The following is a 16610-nucleotide window of genomic DNA, read 5'->3' as shown; positions in this document are numbered from 1 at the left end:
GAAATCCCGTGTTGGCAAAGATAGGGCAAAACGGGCATACAGTCGATTCAGGATGTTATATGGAACGGTATGATTTGTTATCACCCCAGGATAAATGGTTTCCAATAGCCGACATATAGCCCAAAAAGCAGAAGAGTCCATCGGAAAATGTGATAGAAGCCCTGCTTTGTCCATAGGAAAATGTGACGAAGCGGGGCTTTTGTCCATAGGAAAACGTGATTTCCCTTGCATAAGTTTCTTATTATAAGTACATTTGCGCATAAAAGCAGAAAAGAATGAAACGATTACTGATAGAAGAACTTATCCAATGGAAAAACAAGCAAGGACGCAAGCCCTTGATACTTCAAGGAGCACGACAGGTTGGCAAAACCTGGTTACTGAAAACATTCGGTACGGAATGCTTCGAAGACATCTGCTATATCAACTTTGAACAGGACAATTCCATTAATAATATATTTGAGGGAAGCATCAGTCCGGAGCGCATCATTGAACAACTTTCCGTATTCCATGGCAAACGTATTCAGCTCGGGAAGACACTTATCATTTTCGATGAGGTGCAGGAAGTTCCGCGCGCATTGACTTCTTTAAAGTACTTCACTGAAGAGGCTCCCGAATACGCCATTTGCTGTGCAGGTTCCCTGCTGGGAGTAGCACTACATCAGGGAACTTCTTTTCCTGTAGGTAAAGTAGAATTCTTAACTCTGCAACCTCTCTCTTTTCGAGAATTTCTACTTGCCAACGGAGAAGAACTGCTACTTGACTATGTGATGAACGGCAATTTAGATACCAATGCTTTCACCGAAAAATTACAAGAGCATTTAAAACGCTATTTCATCATCGGTGGAATGCCCGCTGCCGTGCAAAGCTGGCTGGATACACAAGACTTCTTCGAAGTGGAAAAGATACAGGAACAACTGTTGAGCGCTTATGAAAGTGATTTTTCGAAACATGCTCCTTCTAATCTGATAGCCAAAATCAGATATGTGTGTCAGAGTATCCCCTCTCAATTAGCAAAAGAAAATAAGAAATTCGTTTACGGCATGGTACGTGAAGGAGCACGTGCCCGCGAATATGAGGACACATTAATGTGGCTTCATGACACCGGACTTATTCGCCGGACTTACCGTGTACGTAAACCGGATGTACCATTGAAAGCATACGAAGACTTACAATCTTTTAAAGTATTCCTGCTTGATGTCGGGCTCTTGCGGGTCATGAGTGGACTGTCGCCTAAAGTATTCATCGAAGGAAGCCGGATATTTGAAGAATTTAAAGGAGCACTGACGGAGCAATATGTTCTACAAGAGCTCTCTCTTTTTCCTCAACTCAATGCCAACTATTATTGGACTTCCGATGCAAATGCCGAAGTTGACTTTCTCTTCTCAGATGGTCTTCGGGCATATCCGTTGGAAGCTAAAGCCGGCAATAACGTACATGCTAAAAGTCTGAAAGTGTACGATAAAGAATACAATCCGCAACTTCTTTTCCGTACCAGTTTACTGCCGTATGAAAAAAACGGGAAACTAATAAACATCCCGCTGTATCTGTTGTTTGCCCTGCCTAAAGTACTTACTCTTTAACACAAGCAACTGTTCAGTCCATTCGTTTTATATCAATTTTTATTCACAAGCAAAATTTACACAAGTGAGTTTTTACTGTTGACTATTAAGGTATTACAAAAAGCCAATTTTCTGTTCACAAGAAGTTAGGAGTTTGTCCACAAGAAGTTAACTTCCTGTTGACAAACTCCTAACTTCTTGCTGACATGAAACAGAGCGTTTTTCTATTATTTTACAGGTAAGTACATTTTGGGAGGAGATAAAAAAGGACTGCATCCGGTTAGCTAAAACCGTTTCTTCTTGTTTAGTCCAAACTTTAATCGCATTTTCAGTGCACATTGGTGATCGCATTTCCCTCTGGCACCTCCCTTCCACATCCAACGGGCAGAGTATTCTGCACCGAATCCTAATTGAGAAATGATATAGTAATAGACCTGAACATCAACTCCCGCAGCAAAGCGGGTGAAAGAAAAGTTCTCTTCGCCGTAATAGTCCTCTTTTTCACTATCAGTCATCTCATCTTCCGAAAAATCTCCTCTTCTATAAATATATCTCCAGTCATTCCATCCAAGCGTGGGTCCGGCCCCCACGGCAAAATGCTTCCAATAAGAAGTGTGCAACAAATTTATGTTGTAATATCGAGCATCACGCCCCCAATCCGAAGGTTCCATAGACAGAACATAACCAGTTAGACCAACTTCAGCTGTCAGAGACAAAGTCCGGTTCCGGCAGTAGGCATATTCTAATCCGGCACCAGTCCCCAATATTACCGTAGAAGAGCGATTTCTATTTTCGAGTGAAGGGATATAGTTCCACTGAGTACAAACTATATTATTAATAAAAATCAGACTCCACCGACCTTGCGGCACATCAAGGTTCAGAAGCCGTTCCGGCTGGTTCTGAGCCATACCGTTTTCTAAGGAAAGTAGGGAACAAAAAATAATACCCACAAGAATACGGATTTCGCATTTAAGTAAATCGTGTATCATTCTGTATTTCATGGCTATTCGTTTTAAATGAATAAAATTAGTACATAGCAAAAACCATTAATTGTCGCATTCATTGCATTTTCCATAGTCTTTATATTTTATTAGCAAAGATATGAAAGATTACTTTACCATCATACATTATCTGTTTTTTATTCCCTGCCCAAAAAGACAACCACTGTCTCCCAAACGCAATATGAGGAGCCCTCAATTATCCTACCATAGAGTGAAATTACTTTTTTTGCTTCCAGTCTTTCAGCTTCCGTCCAACGCCCTACTCATGGTAGTTTCGGCTGAAGGCTCTTCCTGAAACTCTCTTTTTCAGGGTTCAGTGGGGGAACTTTCAGCCGGAAGTACCATGAACAGGGCGTTTGCGAACAAGCTGAAAAGCTGAAACTAAAGAAACAACCATTTAGGGTTTAGGGAAGTTGAATGGTGAACGCTCACCACTCAAACAATAAAATCCCGGGATCCTCCCCCTTCACTGTCTAAAATAACATTACTTATTCCGGATGATAACATTGCTTGTTATCATCCGGAACATTACTTGTTACGAGGCATAACTATATATGTTATCAAGTGTGCGTGAAGACTATAAAATCGAGGAAAGACTAAAAGACAGCGGATTACATATCCGCCGGGAAGGATATATATCGTGCGTGCAGGACATATATACCGTACACGCAGGATATATATACCGTACACGCAGGACATATATATCGTACATGCAGGATATATATATCGTACATGCAGGATATATATATCGTTCGTGCAGGAAGTAGGTAAAACCGAAAGCAAGCGATCTATTCCAATTGTGCGAATTTCACATAGCATTGTTTACTAACAGCATACAAGTTTTTATTTGCTTGATTTGCTCTCCCTGCATATAAATGATACATTTGCATTATTTATAAAACAACAAACAATAGCAATTCTCTTTGCTGACAAAAAGAAAGCATACTCCTAAAATACAAACGATATGCAAAACATCATCAATGGCATCCGGCGCTACTACCCGGTTTCCGATGCTTCCTTAGCCCTGCTTTTCTCGAAAATGAAAAAGGCGGAACTACCCAAGAAGCATCTCCTGATACGGGGAGGCGTCATTGACCGCCACGTGTATTTCATAGAGAAAGGCTTTGCACGTTCCTATTGCCTGCTGGACGGCAAAGAACTCACCATCTGGTTCTCACGCGAAGGAGATATCACCTTCGCCATGAAAGACCTGTATCACAACGAACCGGGCTATGAGTATGTGGAACTCTTGGAAGACAGTACGCTATATGCCATCAGCATAGAAGACCTCAACCAGCTTTATGAAACCAATATCGAGATTGCCAACTGGGGAAGAGTTATCCACCAGGAATGCCTGCTATATATGGACCAGCATCACATCAGCCGGCTTTTTCTGCCGGCCAAAGAACGCTACCTACAATTAGTAAGAGAGCTGCCCGACGTCATCCAGCGGGCTAAGCTGATCTACATAGCTTCCTATCTGGGCATCACCCCCCAACATTTAAGCCGTTTGCGTGCAGAAAAGTTGTTTTTTTAATCTATGTGAATTTTTATAATCGGGCAAACGCCTAACTTTGCCGCCTTACTAAACAAATTTGTCCATGATTAACACGCTTACATCCTTACGGTTGATATTTGCACTTATGGTATTTGGAGCGCATTGCTATGTAATAGCTCCCTTCTTTGACGTGCATTTCTTTAAAGAAGGCTTCGTAGGAGTTAGCTTTTTCTTTGTACTAAGTGGTTTCATCATCGCCTATAACTATCAGGAGAAACTGACGGAACACACCACCACCAAACGGAAATTCTGGATAGCCCGCATCGCCCGCGTCTATCCCCTGCACTGGCTCACGCTATTGCTGGCAGCCCTGTTGGGAGGTTACGTGGTGTACACCGGCACCGCCGACTGGTGCAGACATTTCCTGGCATCCCTCACACTAACGCAGGCTTACATTCCCCGGCCGGATTATTTCTTCTCCTTCAACAGCCCATCATGGAGTTTGTGCTGCGAACAACTGTTTTACTTCTGCTTCCCGTTCCTGATACCTTTGGCAAGAAACAGCAAAAGGCTATTCCTCTTTTTCCTCTTTTGCACCCTGCTGGTTGTCATCGGCATGCACTTCACTCCGGAAGAAGACATCAAAGGCTATTGGTATGTAAACCCCATCACCCGGTTTCCCGACTTCATTGTGGGAATGCTCCTGTTTCAAGTCTATCGCTATCTGAAAGACCGGGAAATCAGTTACCGGCAAGGCACTATCATCGAAGTGCTGTCCATAGCCATCTTTGCAGGGTTCTACCTTTATGCGACCGAAATACCTAAAGTATATCGTTACTCCTGCTACTATTGGCTTCCGGTGTCACTGATTCTGTTGAGCTTTGCGTTGCAGAAAGGAAGTCTTTCCCGACTATTAAATAACCGCTACCTGATAATAGGAGGTGAAATCAGTTACAGTTTCTATTTAATCCACCTCTTCGTATTGCTGACGTATGTAGAATGGCAGAAGCAGAGCGGCTGGCAAATCAGCTGGATGGTATCGGTACCGGTTCTTCTGGGCATCATACTGCTGCTTAGCCTGTTGTCCTACTATCGTTTTGAAAAGCCGATGAACAAACTAATAAAAAGAATACTAAACAATGAATCGAATGGAACAACCTTTATCGAAAGCGCCTCGCATTGAGGTAGTAGATGCCTTGAGAGGCTTTGCCGTAATGGCTATCATCCTGGTGCACAACCTGGAACACTTCATCTTCCCCGTCTATCCCACTGATTCTCCCGCTTGGCTGAATATTCTGGACCAAGGCATACTGAATACTGTCTTCTCCCTGTTTGCCGGAAAGGCCTATGCCATTTTCGCCTTGCTTTTCGGATTTACCTTCTACATTCAATGCAACAATCAGAAGAAACAAGGAAAGGACTTCGGCTACCGCTTTCTGTGGCGCCTCGTACTGCTTGCAGGTTTCGCCACGCTGAATGCCGCTTTCTTTCCTGCCGGTGACGTGCTGTTGCTGTTTGTAGTGGTAGGGGTGGTTCTGTTTCTATTCCGTAACTTGAGCGACAAGATGATATTGGTGTTGGCCATTCTCTTTCTGCTGCAACCGATAGAATGGTATCATTATATAATGAGCCTGATCAATCCGGCACACCAGCTACCCGATTTAGGAGTGGGAGCCATGTATGCGGAAGTGGCAGAGTACACCAAAACAGGAACTTTAGGCCAATTCTTCTGGGGAAATGTTACATTAGGGCAGAAAGCCAGCTTCTTGTGGGCAGTAGGAGCCGGTCGTTTTTTGCAGACAGCGGGGCTTTTCCTGTTAGGGTTCTACATAGGCAGAAAGCAACTGTTTGTCACCAATGAGAAGAATATCCGTTTTTGGATAACGGCGCTTATCATCGGAGCCGTAGCTTTCGCTCCGCTATATCAGTTGAAGGAATTAATTATGAAGAGCGACGCTTTGGTTCAGCAAACAGTGGGAACGGCATTTGATATGTGGCAAAAACTGGCGTTTACCTTTGTACTGATAGCTTCGTTCATCCTGTTATATCAGAAAAAAGGTTTCAGCAAAGGCGTTTCCAGTCTCCGGTATTATGGAAAGATGAGTTTGACCAACTATATCACGCAATCCATCCTGGGAGCCATTATCTACTTCCCGTTCGGACTTTATCTGGCACCTTACTGCGGCTATACGCTGAGTCTGCTGATTGGTTTTGTCTTATTCCTGCTGCAAGTGAAATTCAGCAAATGGTGGCTGAGCAAGCACAAACAAGGGCCGCTGGAGCACATCTGGCATAAGTGGACTTGGATAGGCTCGTCACGCGCCAATAAATAAGACAGAAAGTTTCCATAAGCATTAATTTTGAAAAAGTAAATAAATAAGATTCAATGGGAAGAGCAGAAAGGTAGATTTACAGAGATAAAAGAAGCGGTTTCGCCTGTCCCATTACTCTTCACCAACGCATCGGCAGTAGGTGCATTAACACTCTACATGGGGGTACGAAACCGCCCATATAGAATTCACGCAAGCAGGCATAAAAATGCCTGCCACGTCTTTAGGCAGGTTCCCTGCCGATGCGTTAATATGAAGAGCACTGCAAATATACGCATAAATCGGATAAAGCAAACTGGCAGACAGCAAAAATCAACCTTGAAGCGCAGCCTATCTTAGGCAAATGCAAGTAAATTATCGCTATTTTCATCCAGCTTGCGGTTAAAATCGCAAATTAAGCCGCATAATCTGCGGCTAACCAAAGTTCGATAGCCGCAAACCGTATTCCTGAAACCGCTAGAATATACCCATGCTGGGCGAACAACAAAAATGAGGTTGTGTCAAAACGTTGACACAACCTCTTATTTATTAGATCAACATAAATTCCACCTCTGTTTACCACTGCGGAACAGTAAATAGGTTATGGAACGTAAACTTCACTTCCATAGAGCTACCGAAACCGAGTTCTTTGATTATGTCTCCATCGGGCATACCGAAAGCACAGCCGCCCGTCTTCGTCGCTCCATAACAATTCCAAAGTTCCAGGCGATACTTGGGACCTTCATTAGCATCGAGCACTTTCGTCGCATCAAACGTTATCTCCGAACCGTCGAGGTAGAGATTATCCAACGTGGCATGCGTGTCCGGGAAGAAGCCATATAGGTCAACCACCTCGATGAAAGTCATCATAGTGCCATTGGAGAAATCCTTACCTTCCTCCAGTTGATACTTAATATCGAACTGTCCGCCAACTATTGAATATTGGAAATTCTCATATTTCACTTCAAACGTTGCACCTTGATTATAACTCCATACCTGATTATCACCCCAATCATAAGCCATATTAACAGTAGGCATATAAGTGCCTGCACCATTGCCATCGGTAAAGACTGTATAAGTAACCTCCAGACTGTTGTTGAAGTGAACGGCCGGCTCAGAGCCTATATTTTGCGAGTTACTGAAAGCGCTGTTCAAAACTTTGCCACTGGCAGCACCCTTACCATAAATATTAAAAAGTTCCACGCGATAATTACCATTACCCTCAATATCTCCATAGAAGAAGTTGTTAGCATTAAACTTGATCGCATTGCCATCGCACTTCATCTCGTCAATACGAACGAAAGTATTGGGATACTTGCCCATCAATCCCTGAAAATCGAGAGCGAATACCATAGCATCGCTGCATGAGCCTTCGTACGTGAAGGTATGCTGACCCGCCAACTCAGCCGGAGACAGACGTCCGGCATCAGCTCCCCAAGTACCACCCCCATCAGAACTTGCGCAAAGCAATGATACCGGAATCTTGGTATCGGCTTCCGCCTTGCGCTGGCTGTAATAGTTGACTGAGTAAGCATAATTGTCGTTATTGAGAAGGGCAATCTGCAAACCATCGCTCGTCAGAGACAGGATATTCAGCTTACCGCTCTTTACCGCTACCCAAGTATTGGCACAGAGTACATTGATGTCGATATCAATCACTTTATTCTCTTCGTCGATGGTGTACTTACCGGTTTCATCGGTAGCTACGCCGTCGTCAGTCAAGCGGTGAATGTTCACAGTTCCATCTTCGAAGAACTCCATGTAACCATAGTCAACGCCATAGGTATAACCTATCCAACCATTGTCAACACCCATTTCCCAATGGACCGGATCTTCGAGGAAGGGCTGACCGTTAGATACTATAGCCCAGTTATACGTTTTGCCCCACTGCGTGAACGGCCCTTCGAATACATGCTGCTCACCATCCTGACCATTGTCAATGTACCACTTACCGTAAAGCAACGAGCGGTCGAACGGTACATTTTTGGCAGTAGAGACGGCGCGAACAGCCAGAGCCTGATAGACAGGAGTAGTGGCACGCGTAGCGATCGCATTGGTGAAATGATAGCTCATAGCAAACTGGTTATCAGAAACATTGATTGAACCGGAAAGGTAATAGCCTTCTGCTCCGGCTCCGGTAACAGCAGCTTGGGTACGCGAACCTGCGGCAGGCATAAAGATGGAGTTTCCGTTAGGACCGGTGAACTTATATCCGGCAACACCTTCTACTTCCGTCCACTCTCTGGTGCAGAGTGCAAAGAGCTCTTCAAACTCGGCAATGGTAGGCATGGTTGCTTTGCCCTCGAATACATTAAATACAAGGTCATTGGCTGTTTTGTAGATATCGGCAGAAGCAAAGTTTGCAGGGTCGATGCTGGTATTGAAACCAATCATATCACCGAAACCAAACAGACCACCGATTTCCGTTTCTGAAGTAGCACCTACATTGTATTTCGCCCATTTGGTAGAAAGACCGAGGTCTACAAGGTCGTTGTCAAGATCGAACACATGATCATTTGTAGTAGTGAAAGATTTCTCTTCACCGTATACTACGCCTGCGCCAAGATCAAGATAAGCCACATAGTAATAGGTAGTGTTTGGCAATAAACCTTCCACATTCACCGTGTAGCTTCCTTTAGGGTTGGTGGCGATGCGCACACCGGCACGCACATTTTCCGTACCTGCCACACCCGACACCAGGATGCCACTCTCTGCATCCGTGGGGAAATCGGCAAGCGAACCGGCCAGAGTTGCCTTGTTAGCCCCTATTTGGGTAGCATCACCGGTAACGGCACGGGCATTGGTCAGCACAAGGCTTTTCACTTCACCCTTATAGGTCACTTTACCTTGCAGGGTGACGTATGCCTGGTAGTAAATGGTTTGGTTCACGCTGCCCACAACCGTAGCGGAAAACTCGTCACCACCTGTAGCAACTATCCTTTCAGTCAGCATATCAGTCGCTTCACCGTAATTAAAGCCGGTGACGTATGCGCTTGAGGCTTGGCTTTTAAGCCCCGATACGGTACCGTGCAGTGTGGCTGATGTGGCAGTCACATCTGCCGAACCCGTCACTACGGACGAGTCGGTGAGAAGAGGGGTAGCGTTAATCGCATAGTCATCATCACTACATGAAGCCAGTCCTAATGTAAGCCCCATGACAAGTGACAGAATACCTAAATATATCTTTGTCTTCATATACTAATTTCTTTAATGTGGGTTATTCAATAGTCATTGAGAGCACTTCAATCTGCACGTCTGGCTGTCCGTCTTCTGTTACAGCTACCGTGGCAAGCTCTTTGTTCTGGATACCGATACAGATGCAGCTACTTCCGTCATAAGTTACGGTAGCACCGGTAGTATTGGTTACGGTAACTGTCTGGGTAGCTCCTGCAGTAGTGTCAAAAAGTGCAGCATGTTCTAACTCGTAACAAGCATCTTCCCAAGCATTTCCAATGTTATTATCCAGGATGACTGTCTTAGGTTTCGCGCCATCGTTCCAAGTGATGCCACCCAACACTTTATACTGAATTTTCAAGGTTTGATTTTTTTTCAACTTCACTTTCGTAATGTCAATGGGCCACTCCACATCGCCTCCCCATGGATTGTAGAGTTGCAAACGCAGACGGTCAGTATTTCCATCACCGAAGATGATCTGTACCTTACTGTTATCTACCTTAATCTCAGTAGGACCTGTCTCGCCACCCGTACTAATCTTCTTATAAAGCAGATTGGCTACAAGATAAGAATTCACCACCCCATTCTCATCTTTCGATTCAGGAATACCGATAGTCAATGTTTCACCCGCCTCAACACTAAGCACCGTAAATTCTTTGCTTGTAACAGCAACAGTGCGCTGATCGCTTGAAGCAGTAAGAATGGTGATTTCCTTATCAAAAGTAATTACACCGTTTGCAAAGCTCACCTTACCGCTGATTTCACCGTATTCATAATTGTACGAACCGTCGGAAGCCTTACTCAGAATAAGCTCAAAGTCTTCCACCTCATCACCGGCAGCAGGAGCCCATGAGTCATTGTATACACCGCCTGTCACACTTTCCCACTTTTGCACGCTGGGAGAACCGTTCCACCACAACCAGTCGTAAGGTATTTCAGTATCAAGATTGAATGTCATCTGATTGCCTACATAAGTCACACCGCTGATTTCGGTAGTGAAAAGATCGGTAGCCAGATTATCGAATGTGGGGAGCACGGGGGCAATCTTCTCTATCTGTCCGCTATCTTCTTTGGGTATACACTCACCCTTGGTTGCAATCACCTCTTCAGACACGAAGTTCCACACAATATACCAGCTACCGTCAGAATTAGTACGTTTAGTCACTAATTGCAGTATATACGGGGTAAGATCTATAATCTGAATATCCTGCGTGTAATTGGAACAGACTTCATCGAAGCCCACATTGTGCATGGAATAACAATCGGAAAACGAGATGGTCGGTTTAGTCTTTTCTGCAAGATTCATATTGAACTTACCTTTCATGTTTGAACCCGTACTGGAACCCTTTACCCCAGCCTCACCGCGATACATGGTAGCCACGCAACCATTGGCGGCATCCATACTGAAAGTCATATACGAATCCATATAGGGATCGGTTTCGGGTATGAGCCAGCCTTGAAATCCCGGGTCCCAGTTGGGTTTCCAGTTACCTGCGCCAAAGACAATATCCTTATAAACCAAATCATCCGCTTCTTTTTGGGTATATCCGGCACCATCACCGTCAGGATCGTATGGAGCCATATACATCACAGGCCCCGAGCACTGGCCGATGCCATAGTTCGCATCACAAGGATACCATTTTTTACTAACCCCTTCAGCCAATGTCTCAGCATCGGGAAGGGCATCACCCGACTTGAAATCCCTAGAAGATAGCAAGAACCACTTCTCATCGCTCAGCAGCGAGAAGTCATTTTGCGCCAGATTAAAAGTATAAGGTTCGCCATATACCACACCGCCGGGCGTCTCTACACCGAAAGTCACCTCATACTCACCTGCAAAAGGCAAGCTGACGGCAAGTTCGCTCTCTTGAGAGCGTCCCTGCGGAGTAACCCACAACGGGGTGCAACCGGTAATATTCGACTTGAGGCGTACTTCATTTCCCTTAATAGTCACAGTGTAGGCAATGCCTTCCGCCAAGTCATCGGATACATAGGTTTTCTTGCCCATATCATATTCATCGGGTGAACAGGCCGACAACATCAACACCAAGCCTGCAATGAGCGTATATATATAATAATTCAATTTCATATCTTATTATTTTTAATGTTTTTCCTTGATAAACCTAAGCCTTCGTGGATTTACCAACCGGCATTCTGAGTAAGCACATTACCCGAAAGGGTGATTTGTGTATTAGGAATCTGCATCAGCCCTTTCTTCGAGGTGAAGTTGCTTTCGGAGAATGAAGTGGTTTCTTCATTTCCACCGTTTATCACTTTGGCACCATTTTGTGCGGCAGTGATGACACGTGCAGCGTATGCACCCTCTTTCTCATAGCGCATCAAGTCCCAGTAGTGCACACCCTCGAAAGCCAATTCAATGGCGCGTTCCTTACGGATGTTTTCAATGCTGTAAGCCAGTGTCTCACCGGGATATACACGCTGGTGAACCCGATTCAATCCATCGGCATTACCATTGAGTTCGGAATGCATCAGCAATACATCGGCATAACGCATGATGGTGTAATCCTGATAGTAAGTAATATTCTGGTGCTGCTCACCCAACTTGAATCCTACCTCCTGACGCGTGCCGTCGGCAAAGCACATCGGCGCATACTTGCGGGTATAATAACCCGTGTATTCATACGAATCGGTGATATCGGCATTGAAACCGGCTTCGCTGCAACTCCATACGCAAGCATTGAAGCGGGGGTCGTTCTTATATTGCTCCACGAAAGTGGGAGTCACCGGGCAAGCGCCCCAGCCACTGGCAATGCATACGCTCGTGGCGCTCCTGTTGCGAGGTCCCAGATAAACAGAGAAAGTATTGCCATCACCATTGCCATTATAGTCGTGAGTAGTATTCATCTTCAGGTTGAGCACAATTTCTGCCGAGAGTTTACCTTGTCCGGCTTGCCAGGCAGAACCATCGTACCACTTGCCGGCGTAGGTCGTATTCCAGGCGTATGTATCGCCACTTGAAGCATCGGTAGTGCAAGAAGGCATCCAGAAGTCGGCATAATTTCTTTCCAGTTCATATCCCCCATGCTGCACCACATCGTTGATGGCAGCCACTGCCTCAGCTTTGGTGCATGAAGCATGTTCGGCACCGTAGTAACCGGTATAATAAAGGTAGGCACGAGCCATCAACGCCTCCGCAGCATACTTGGTGATGCGGCCATCGTTGGTATTCCGATTATCCAAAAGATATGCATCAGCAGGAATATGCTCAATAGCATACTTGAAATCTTCAAAGATGACTTTATAGACATCGCTTGCCGGAGAACGGGGAACGTTCTCTTCGGAGGGAGTCGTAAGCAAAGGAACATCTCCAAACATACGGACAAGGTCGAAATAAAGGATGCCGCGAAGAGCATGCGCTTCACCCATCACGCGTCCTTGAGCTTTGGTGTCGCCTGCCCAGTCGATGTTTTCCTCCTGAACGATGAGCTGGTTGCAACGGAATATGGCTTTATAATAGTTCTGCCAATCCACATTGAAGATATCGTTGTATGAAGGGGCGATACCGAGATTGAACTGGTCAATCACATTATTATTTTTAGCATCAGAGAGACCGAGACCGGCTAAAGCCTGCTCGGAAGCAAATTCCGCCAGCAGATACATGCCTACTCCTGCATCGGAAATAGTACGTTGCCATCCATCGTAACAACCCACTAAAGCCATTTCGGCAGACTCCAGGTTGCTGTAAGCCGTTTCAGTATTCAGATCCTTTTTTGATGAAGTGTCAAAGAAGTCTTCACACGAGGTGAAAGCTAAAGCCGACACAACGAGCGCACTCGTCAATAATATATGTTTCGTATTCATATTACTTTTCTTTTTCATGATTTAAAACGCAAGATTAATGCCCACGATGAAAGTACGGGGGTGCGGATAGTAACCCATATCTACGCCCGACACCCATGTATCGTTGTTGTTGCCGTCCGTACCGTTAAATGAACCGATTTCGGGGTCCATGCCATCGTACTTGGTCAGTGTGAAGAGGTTTTGAGCCTGCACATAGAGGCGCAGTTTCGACAAACCCTTCCAAGAGATGAGACGCTTGAAGTCGTAGCCCAACGTGATGTTCTGCAAACGGATGTAATCACCATCCTGCAAATAGAGATCGGAGAACTGCCAGTTGCCCACATCACCGTAGGTCACGCGGGGAATCCGGTTGCTGGTACCTTCACCCGTCCAGCGGTCCAATATCTGGCGGCTGTAGTTGGACTGTGAAGAGTTGGGGTCGCGATAGGACTGGGCAATCTGGAAACCGGCGGCACCGGTAGCGTTCAGGCTGAGGTCGAAACCTTTATATCCCAAGTTAAGATTGAGGCCGAATGTGTATTTGGGAAGTCCGTTGCCTAAGTCCACCTTATCGTTGGCGTCGATGGCTCCATCGTGATTCACATCTACATACTTCACGTCGCCTGGTTGCACATTACTTTGATATACACCGTTTCCGGCAGCAATCCAGTCGTTAATCTCCTGCTTGTTCTGGAAGACACCGGCTGTCTTGAACCCCCAGAAGTAACCTATGGCATGGCCGTTCTCGGCACGGTAGAACTCTTCCGCATTACTGTAGATTTGATTGGTAGCACCATGGATGATGCCGTCTTCGGTAGGGATGCTTCCCACTTCGTTGTGGTTGTATGCCATGTTGGCACCTACACTATAAGTGAAGTTCTTTCCGATCTGGTCGTTCCAAGAAAGCCCCAGTTCGATACCTTTGTTTTTCACGTCACCACCGTTGATGATAGGGCCATCGGTACCTGCCGTAGCCAATACGGGAGCCTGCACCAGCCAGTCCTTAGTGTTCTTGATGTACCCGTCGGCGGTGAATGCGAGGCGACCATTCAGGAAACGGGCATCAATACCCACATTATATTGTTCGGAGGTCTCCCACTTCACTTTCTCGTTGGCCAGACGGCTGGTATAAGAACCCGTAACCCAGGCATCCTGACCTCCGCCGGAACCGAAGTTATAATTGGTGTTCGTGGTAGATACGGGAGCAAGATATTGATAGCAATTGATATTGGCGTTACCCACCTGGCCCCAGCTGACACGCAACTTCAAGAAGTCGAGCCAAGACTTTGCCGACTCCATGAACTTCTCTTCGGAGAGAGTCCAACCGGCAGATACCGAAGGGAAATATCCCCAGCGATTGCCTTTGGCAAACTTTGACGAACCATCGGCACGCATGGTGGCGTTCACCATATAGCGTTCTTTCCATGTCCAACCCAAACGGGCGAAGAATGACATACCACGGGTAGAATCATAAGGAGAGCCTTTCACTGTCTTATTCTCCGTACCATCGGTATTCACCAGATAAGCATGGTCCCAATCATCGAATCCGGGGATAAGGCCGGTGTTGGAACCTTCGGTATTGCTGCCATCATAGGTGGACAGTTCGCTACCTATCAAGGCATTTATGTGATGCTCGTCGGCAAGGTCGAAATCGTAAGAGAGGGTATTGGTCCACACCATCGACAGGCCGTGACCATGACTCTGGTTCACTTTGCTCACGGTGTTGGCCGTCTGCGGAGTGAACTGGTACTTCGGTGTATAAGAACGATACTCGGAAGCACCGTAACTGATGCCATACACCGTCTTGAACCTCAAGTTCTTGATAGGTTCAATCTGCACGTACACGTTGGCATCGAGCGAACCGTTCTTGCTGTTGTTGTAGCGGTTCATCATCATGTTACCGTAAGGATTACCGTCGTTTACGTTCCAATCGGAGTTCACCGTAGAATTGTAGTTGCCGTCGGCATCATAAACGGGAATGATGGGAGATGCGGAGAATGCACTGCGGAGGTTATTGTTCCAGATGTTCCCGGTATTCATGCCACGCGAATCTTTATAGACAAAACTCACGTGCTCGCCTATGGTCACCAGTCCGTTCCACATCTTGTGTTCGGAGTTCACGCGGAAGTTATACCTTTTATAATAAGAAACGTCCGAGCCGCCTATCAAGCCATCCTGACCGGTGTAACCACCCGAAATGGCATAAGTAGAAGTTTTGGAGCCGCCCGTGAACGAGAGGTTGTGGCTGGTGGTCAACCCGCCATCTTCAATGGCCTGGTCAATCCAGTCGGTATCATATATATTACCATTGGCATCACGTATAGAGCTAAGCGAAGCCCAATCTACCGGCGACATACCAGAATTGAGACGGGCTTCATCCATAATATTCATATACTCCGACGCATTGAGCATGCTGTACTTGCGTCCTATCGTCTGCCAACCGGCATAACCGTCGTAGCTGATTCTGCAAGTACCTTCCTTACCACTTTTAGTAGTAACCAACACTACACCATTGGCAGCCTGTGCACCATAGATGGCAGCCGAAGCTGCATCCTTCAGAACATCGATACTTTCAATATCAGCGGGATTCAAAGTAGAGATGTCGCCACCCACACCATCAATAAGATAGAGAGGCTGCGAATTACCCACCGTACCCAGACCACGAATAGTTACGCTCATGCTGGCACCCGGCTGTCCCGAAGTGGAAACGATGTTTACACCGGGTGTTTGCCCCTGCAAAGCCGAGAGGGGGTTAGTCGTATTCAGTTTGGCAATGTTTTCACCCTTCACCTGAACCGTAGCACCGGTCACCAGTTTCTTTTTCTGAACGCCGTAGCCTACCACGACCACTTCATCCAGCATTTCGGTATCTTCTTTTAATGATACATTGATAACCGAAGCGTCACCCACTTTAAATTCCTGAGACGTGTAGCCGATATAAGAGAATACCAGCGTTTGCCCGGGCTGGGCAGTTACAGAATACTTACCGTCCATATCGGTAATACCACCAGTGGAAGTCTCTTTCACCTGAACGCTGACACCAATCAACGGCTCATTGTCCGTGGCAGATGTCACAACTCCCGAAATGGTTTTGCTTTGAGAAGGGTTAGCCTGAAGGCTACTGATTGCAGGTACCAGAAGTAGCAGTACCAATGCAACACGGCATAAATGCAAATTTATGCACTTTTCAAAGAATGTCTTTCTCATTGTACATTGTTTAATGGTTAATATCAAAGATTTTATTGTATTCTTTTTCGTTTACAAAAGA

9 protein-coding genes are annotated in these 16610 nt (G+C 45.8%); 4 read left to right on the top strand and 5 right to left on the bottom strand.

Going from position 1 to position 16610, the window contains the following annotated elements; genetic code table 11:
- Positions 1-275: 275 nt before the first annotated feature.
- Positions 276-1580, top strand: a complete 1305-nt coding sequence (locus K6V21_RS08160; protein WP_224321469.1) for an ATP-binding protein — start codon at positions 276-278, stop codon at positions 1578-1580.
- Positions 1581-1843: 263 nt separating this feature from the next.
- Here K6V21_RS08160 and K6V21_RS08155 read toward each other — a convergent pair whose 3' ends face one another.
- Entirely contained in the window at positions 1844-2560 is a 717-nt protein-coding gene (locus K6V21_RS08155; RefSeq protein WP_224321468.1) for a hypothetical protein, read from the bottom strand.
- Positions 2561-3524: 964 nt separating this feature from the next.
- Here K6V21_RS08155 and K6V21_RS08150 point away from each other — a divergent pair.
- The 3 genes from K6V21_RS08150 to K6V21_RS08140 all read left to right on the top strand — a co-directional run bounded on the left by K6V21_RS08150 (position 3525) and on the right by K6V21_RS08140 (position 6391).
- Positions 3525-4097: a Crp/Fnr family transcriptional regulator gene (locus K6V21_RS08150; protein WP_217713481.1), complete on the top strand. Its 573-nt coding sequence runs from the start codon at positions 3525-3527 to the stop codon at positions 4095-4097.
- 64 nt (positions 4098-4161) lie between these two features.
- Positions 4162-5241: an acyltransferase family protein gene (locus K6V21_RS08145; protein ID WP_224321467.1), complete on the top strand. Its 1080-nt coding sequence runs from the start codon at positions 4162-4164 to the stop codon at positions 5239-5241.
- Entirely contained in the window at positions 5207-6391 is a 1185-nt protein-coding gene (locus K6V21_RS08140; protein WP_224321466.1) for a DUF418 domain-containing protein, read from the top strand. Before K6V21_RS08145 ends, K6V21_RS08140 begins: the two co-directional genes overlap by 35 nt.
- Positions 6392-6943: 552 nt before the next feature.
- Here K6V21_RS08140 and K6V21_RS08135 read toward each other — a convergent pair.
- The 4 genes from K6V21_RS08135 to K6V21_RS08120 are packed head-to-tail and all read right to left on the bottom strand — an operon-like array spanning position 6944 to position 16549.
- The gene (locus K6V21_RS08135) at positions 6944-9562 is read right to left on the bottom strand and encodes a hypothetical protein (protein WP_224321465.1); all 2619 of its coding nucleotides are present in this window, start codon (positions 9560-9562) and stop codon (positions 6944-6946) included.
- A gap of 22 nt (positions 9563-9584) precedes the next feature.
- Positions 9585-11630 carry a hypothetical protein gene (locus K6V21_RS08130; RefSeq protein WP_224321464.1) on the bottom strand — a complete coding sequence of 682 codons (2046 nt, stop codon included), beginning with the start codon at positions 11628-11630 and terminating at the stop codon, positions 9585-9587.
- Between the two features lie 50 nt (positions 11631-11680).
- Positions 11681-13363 (bottom strand): RagB/SusD family nutrient uptake outer membrane protein, encoded by a 1683-nt coding sequence (locus K6V21_RS08125; protein WP_217713471.1) that lies wholly within the window; start codon positions 13361-13363, stop codon positions 11681-11683.
- Between the two features lie 21 nt (positions 13364-13384).
- Complete coding sequence (locus K6V21_RS08120) at positions 13385-16549, bottom strand: SusC/RagA family TonB-linked outer membrane protein (RefSeq protein ID WP_217713469.1); 3165 nt, start codon at positions 16547-16549, stop codon at positions 13385-13387.
- Positions 16550-16610 lie beyond the last annotated feature (61 nt).

Origin of the sequence: Bacteroides cellulosilyticus, from assembly GCF_020091405.1 — a bacterium.
Lineage (GTDB): Bacteria > Bacteroidota > Bacteroidia > Bacteroidales > Bacteroidaceae > Bacteroides.
Note: the sequence above shows the minus strand (reverse complement) of the source record. Positions and strands in the feature narration are given on the sequence as shown.

Coding starts and splice junctions, on each gene's coding strand:
- K6V21_RS08160 (WP_224321469.1), top strand. CDS start 276: ATGAAACGATTACTGATAGAAGAACTTATCCAATGGAAAAACAAGCAA.
- K6V21_RS08155 (WP_224321468.1), bottom strand. CDS start 2,560: ATGAAATACAGAATGATACACGATTTACTTAAATGCGAAATCCGTATT.
- K6V21_RS08150 (WP_217713481.1), top strand. CDS start 3,525: ATGCAAAACATCATCAATGGCATCCGGCGCTACTACCCGGTTTCCGAT.
- K6V21_RS08145 (WP_224321467.1), top strand. CDS start 4,162: ATGATTAACACGCTTACATCCTTACGGTTGATATTTGCACTTATGGTA.
- K6V21_RS08140 (WP_224321466.1), top strand. CDS start 5,207: ATGGAACAACCTTTATCGAAAGCGCCTCGCATTGAGGTAGTAGATGCC.
- K6V21_RS08135 (WP_224321465.1), bottom strand. CDS start 9,562: ATGAAGACAAAGATATATTTAGGTATTCTGTCACTTGTCATGGGGCTT.
- K6V21_RS08130 (WP_224321464.1), bottom strand. CDS start 11,630: ATGAAATTGAATTATTATATATATACGCTCATTGCAGGCTTGGTGTTG.
- K6V21_RS08125 (WP_217713471.1), bottom strand. CDS start 13,363: ATGAATACGAAACATATATTATTGACGAGTGCGCTCGTTGTGTCGGCT.
- K6V21_RS08120 (WP_217713469.1), bottom strand. CDS start 16,549: ATGAGAAAGACATTCTTTGAAAAGTGCATAAATTTGCATTTATGCCGT.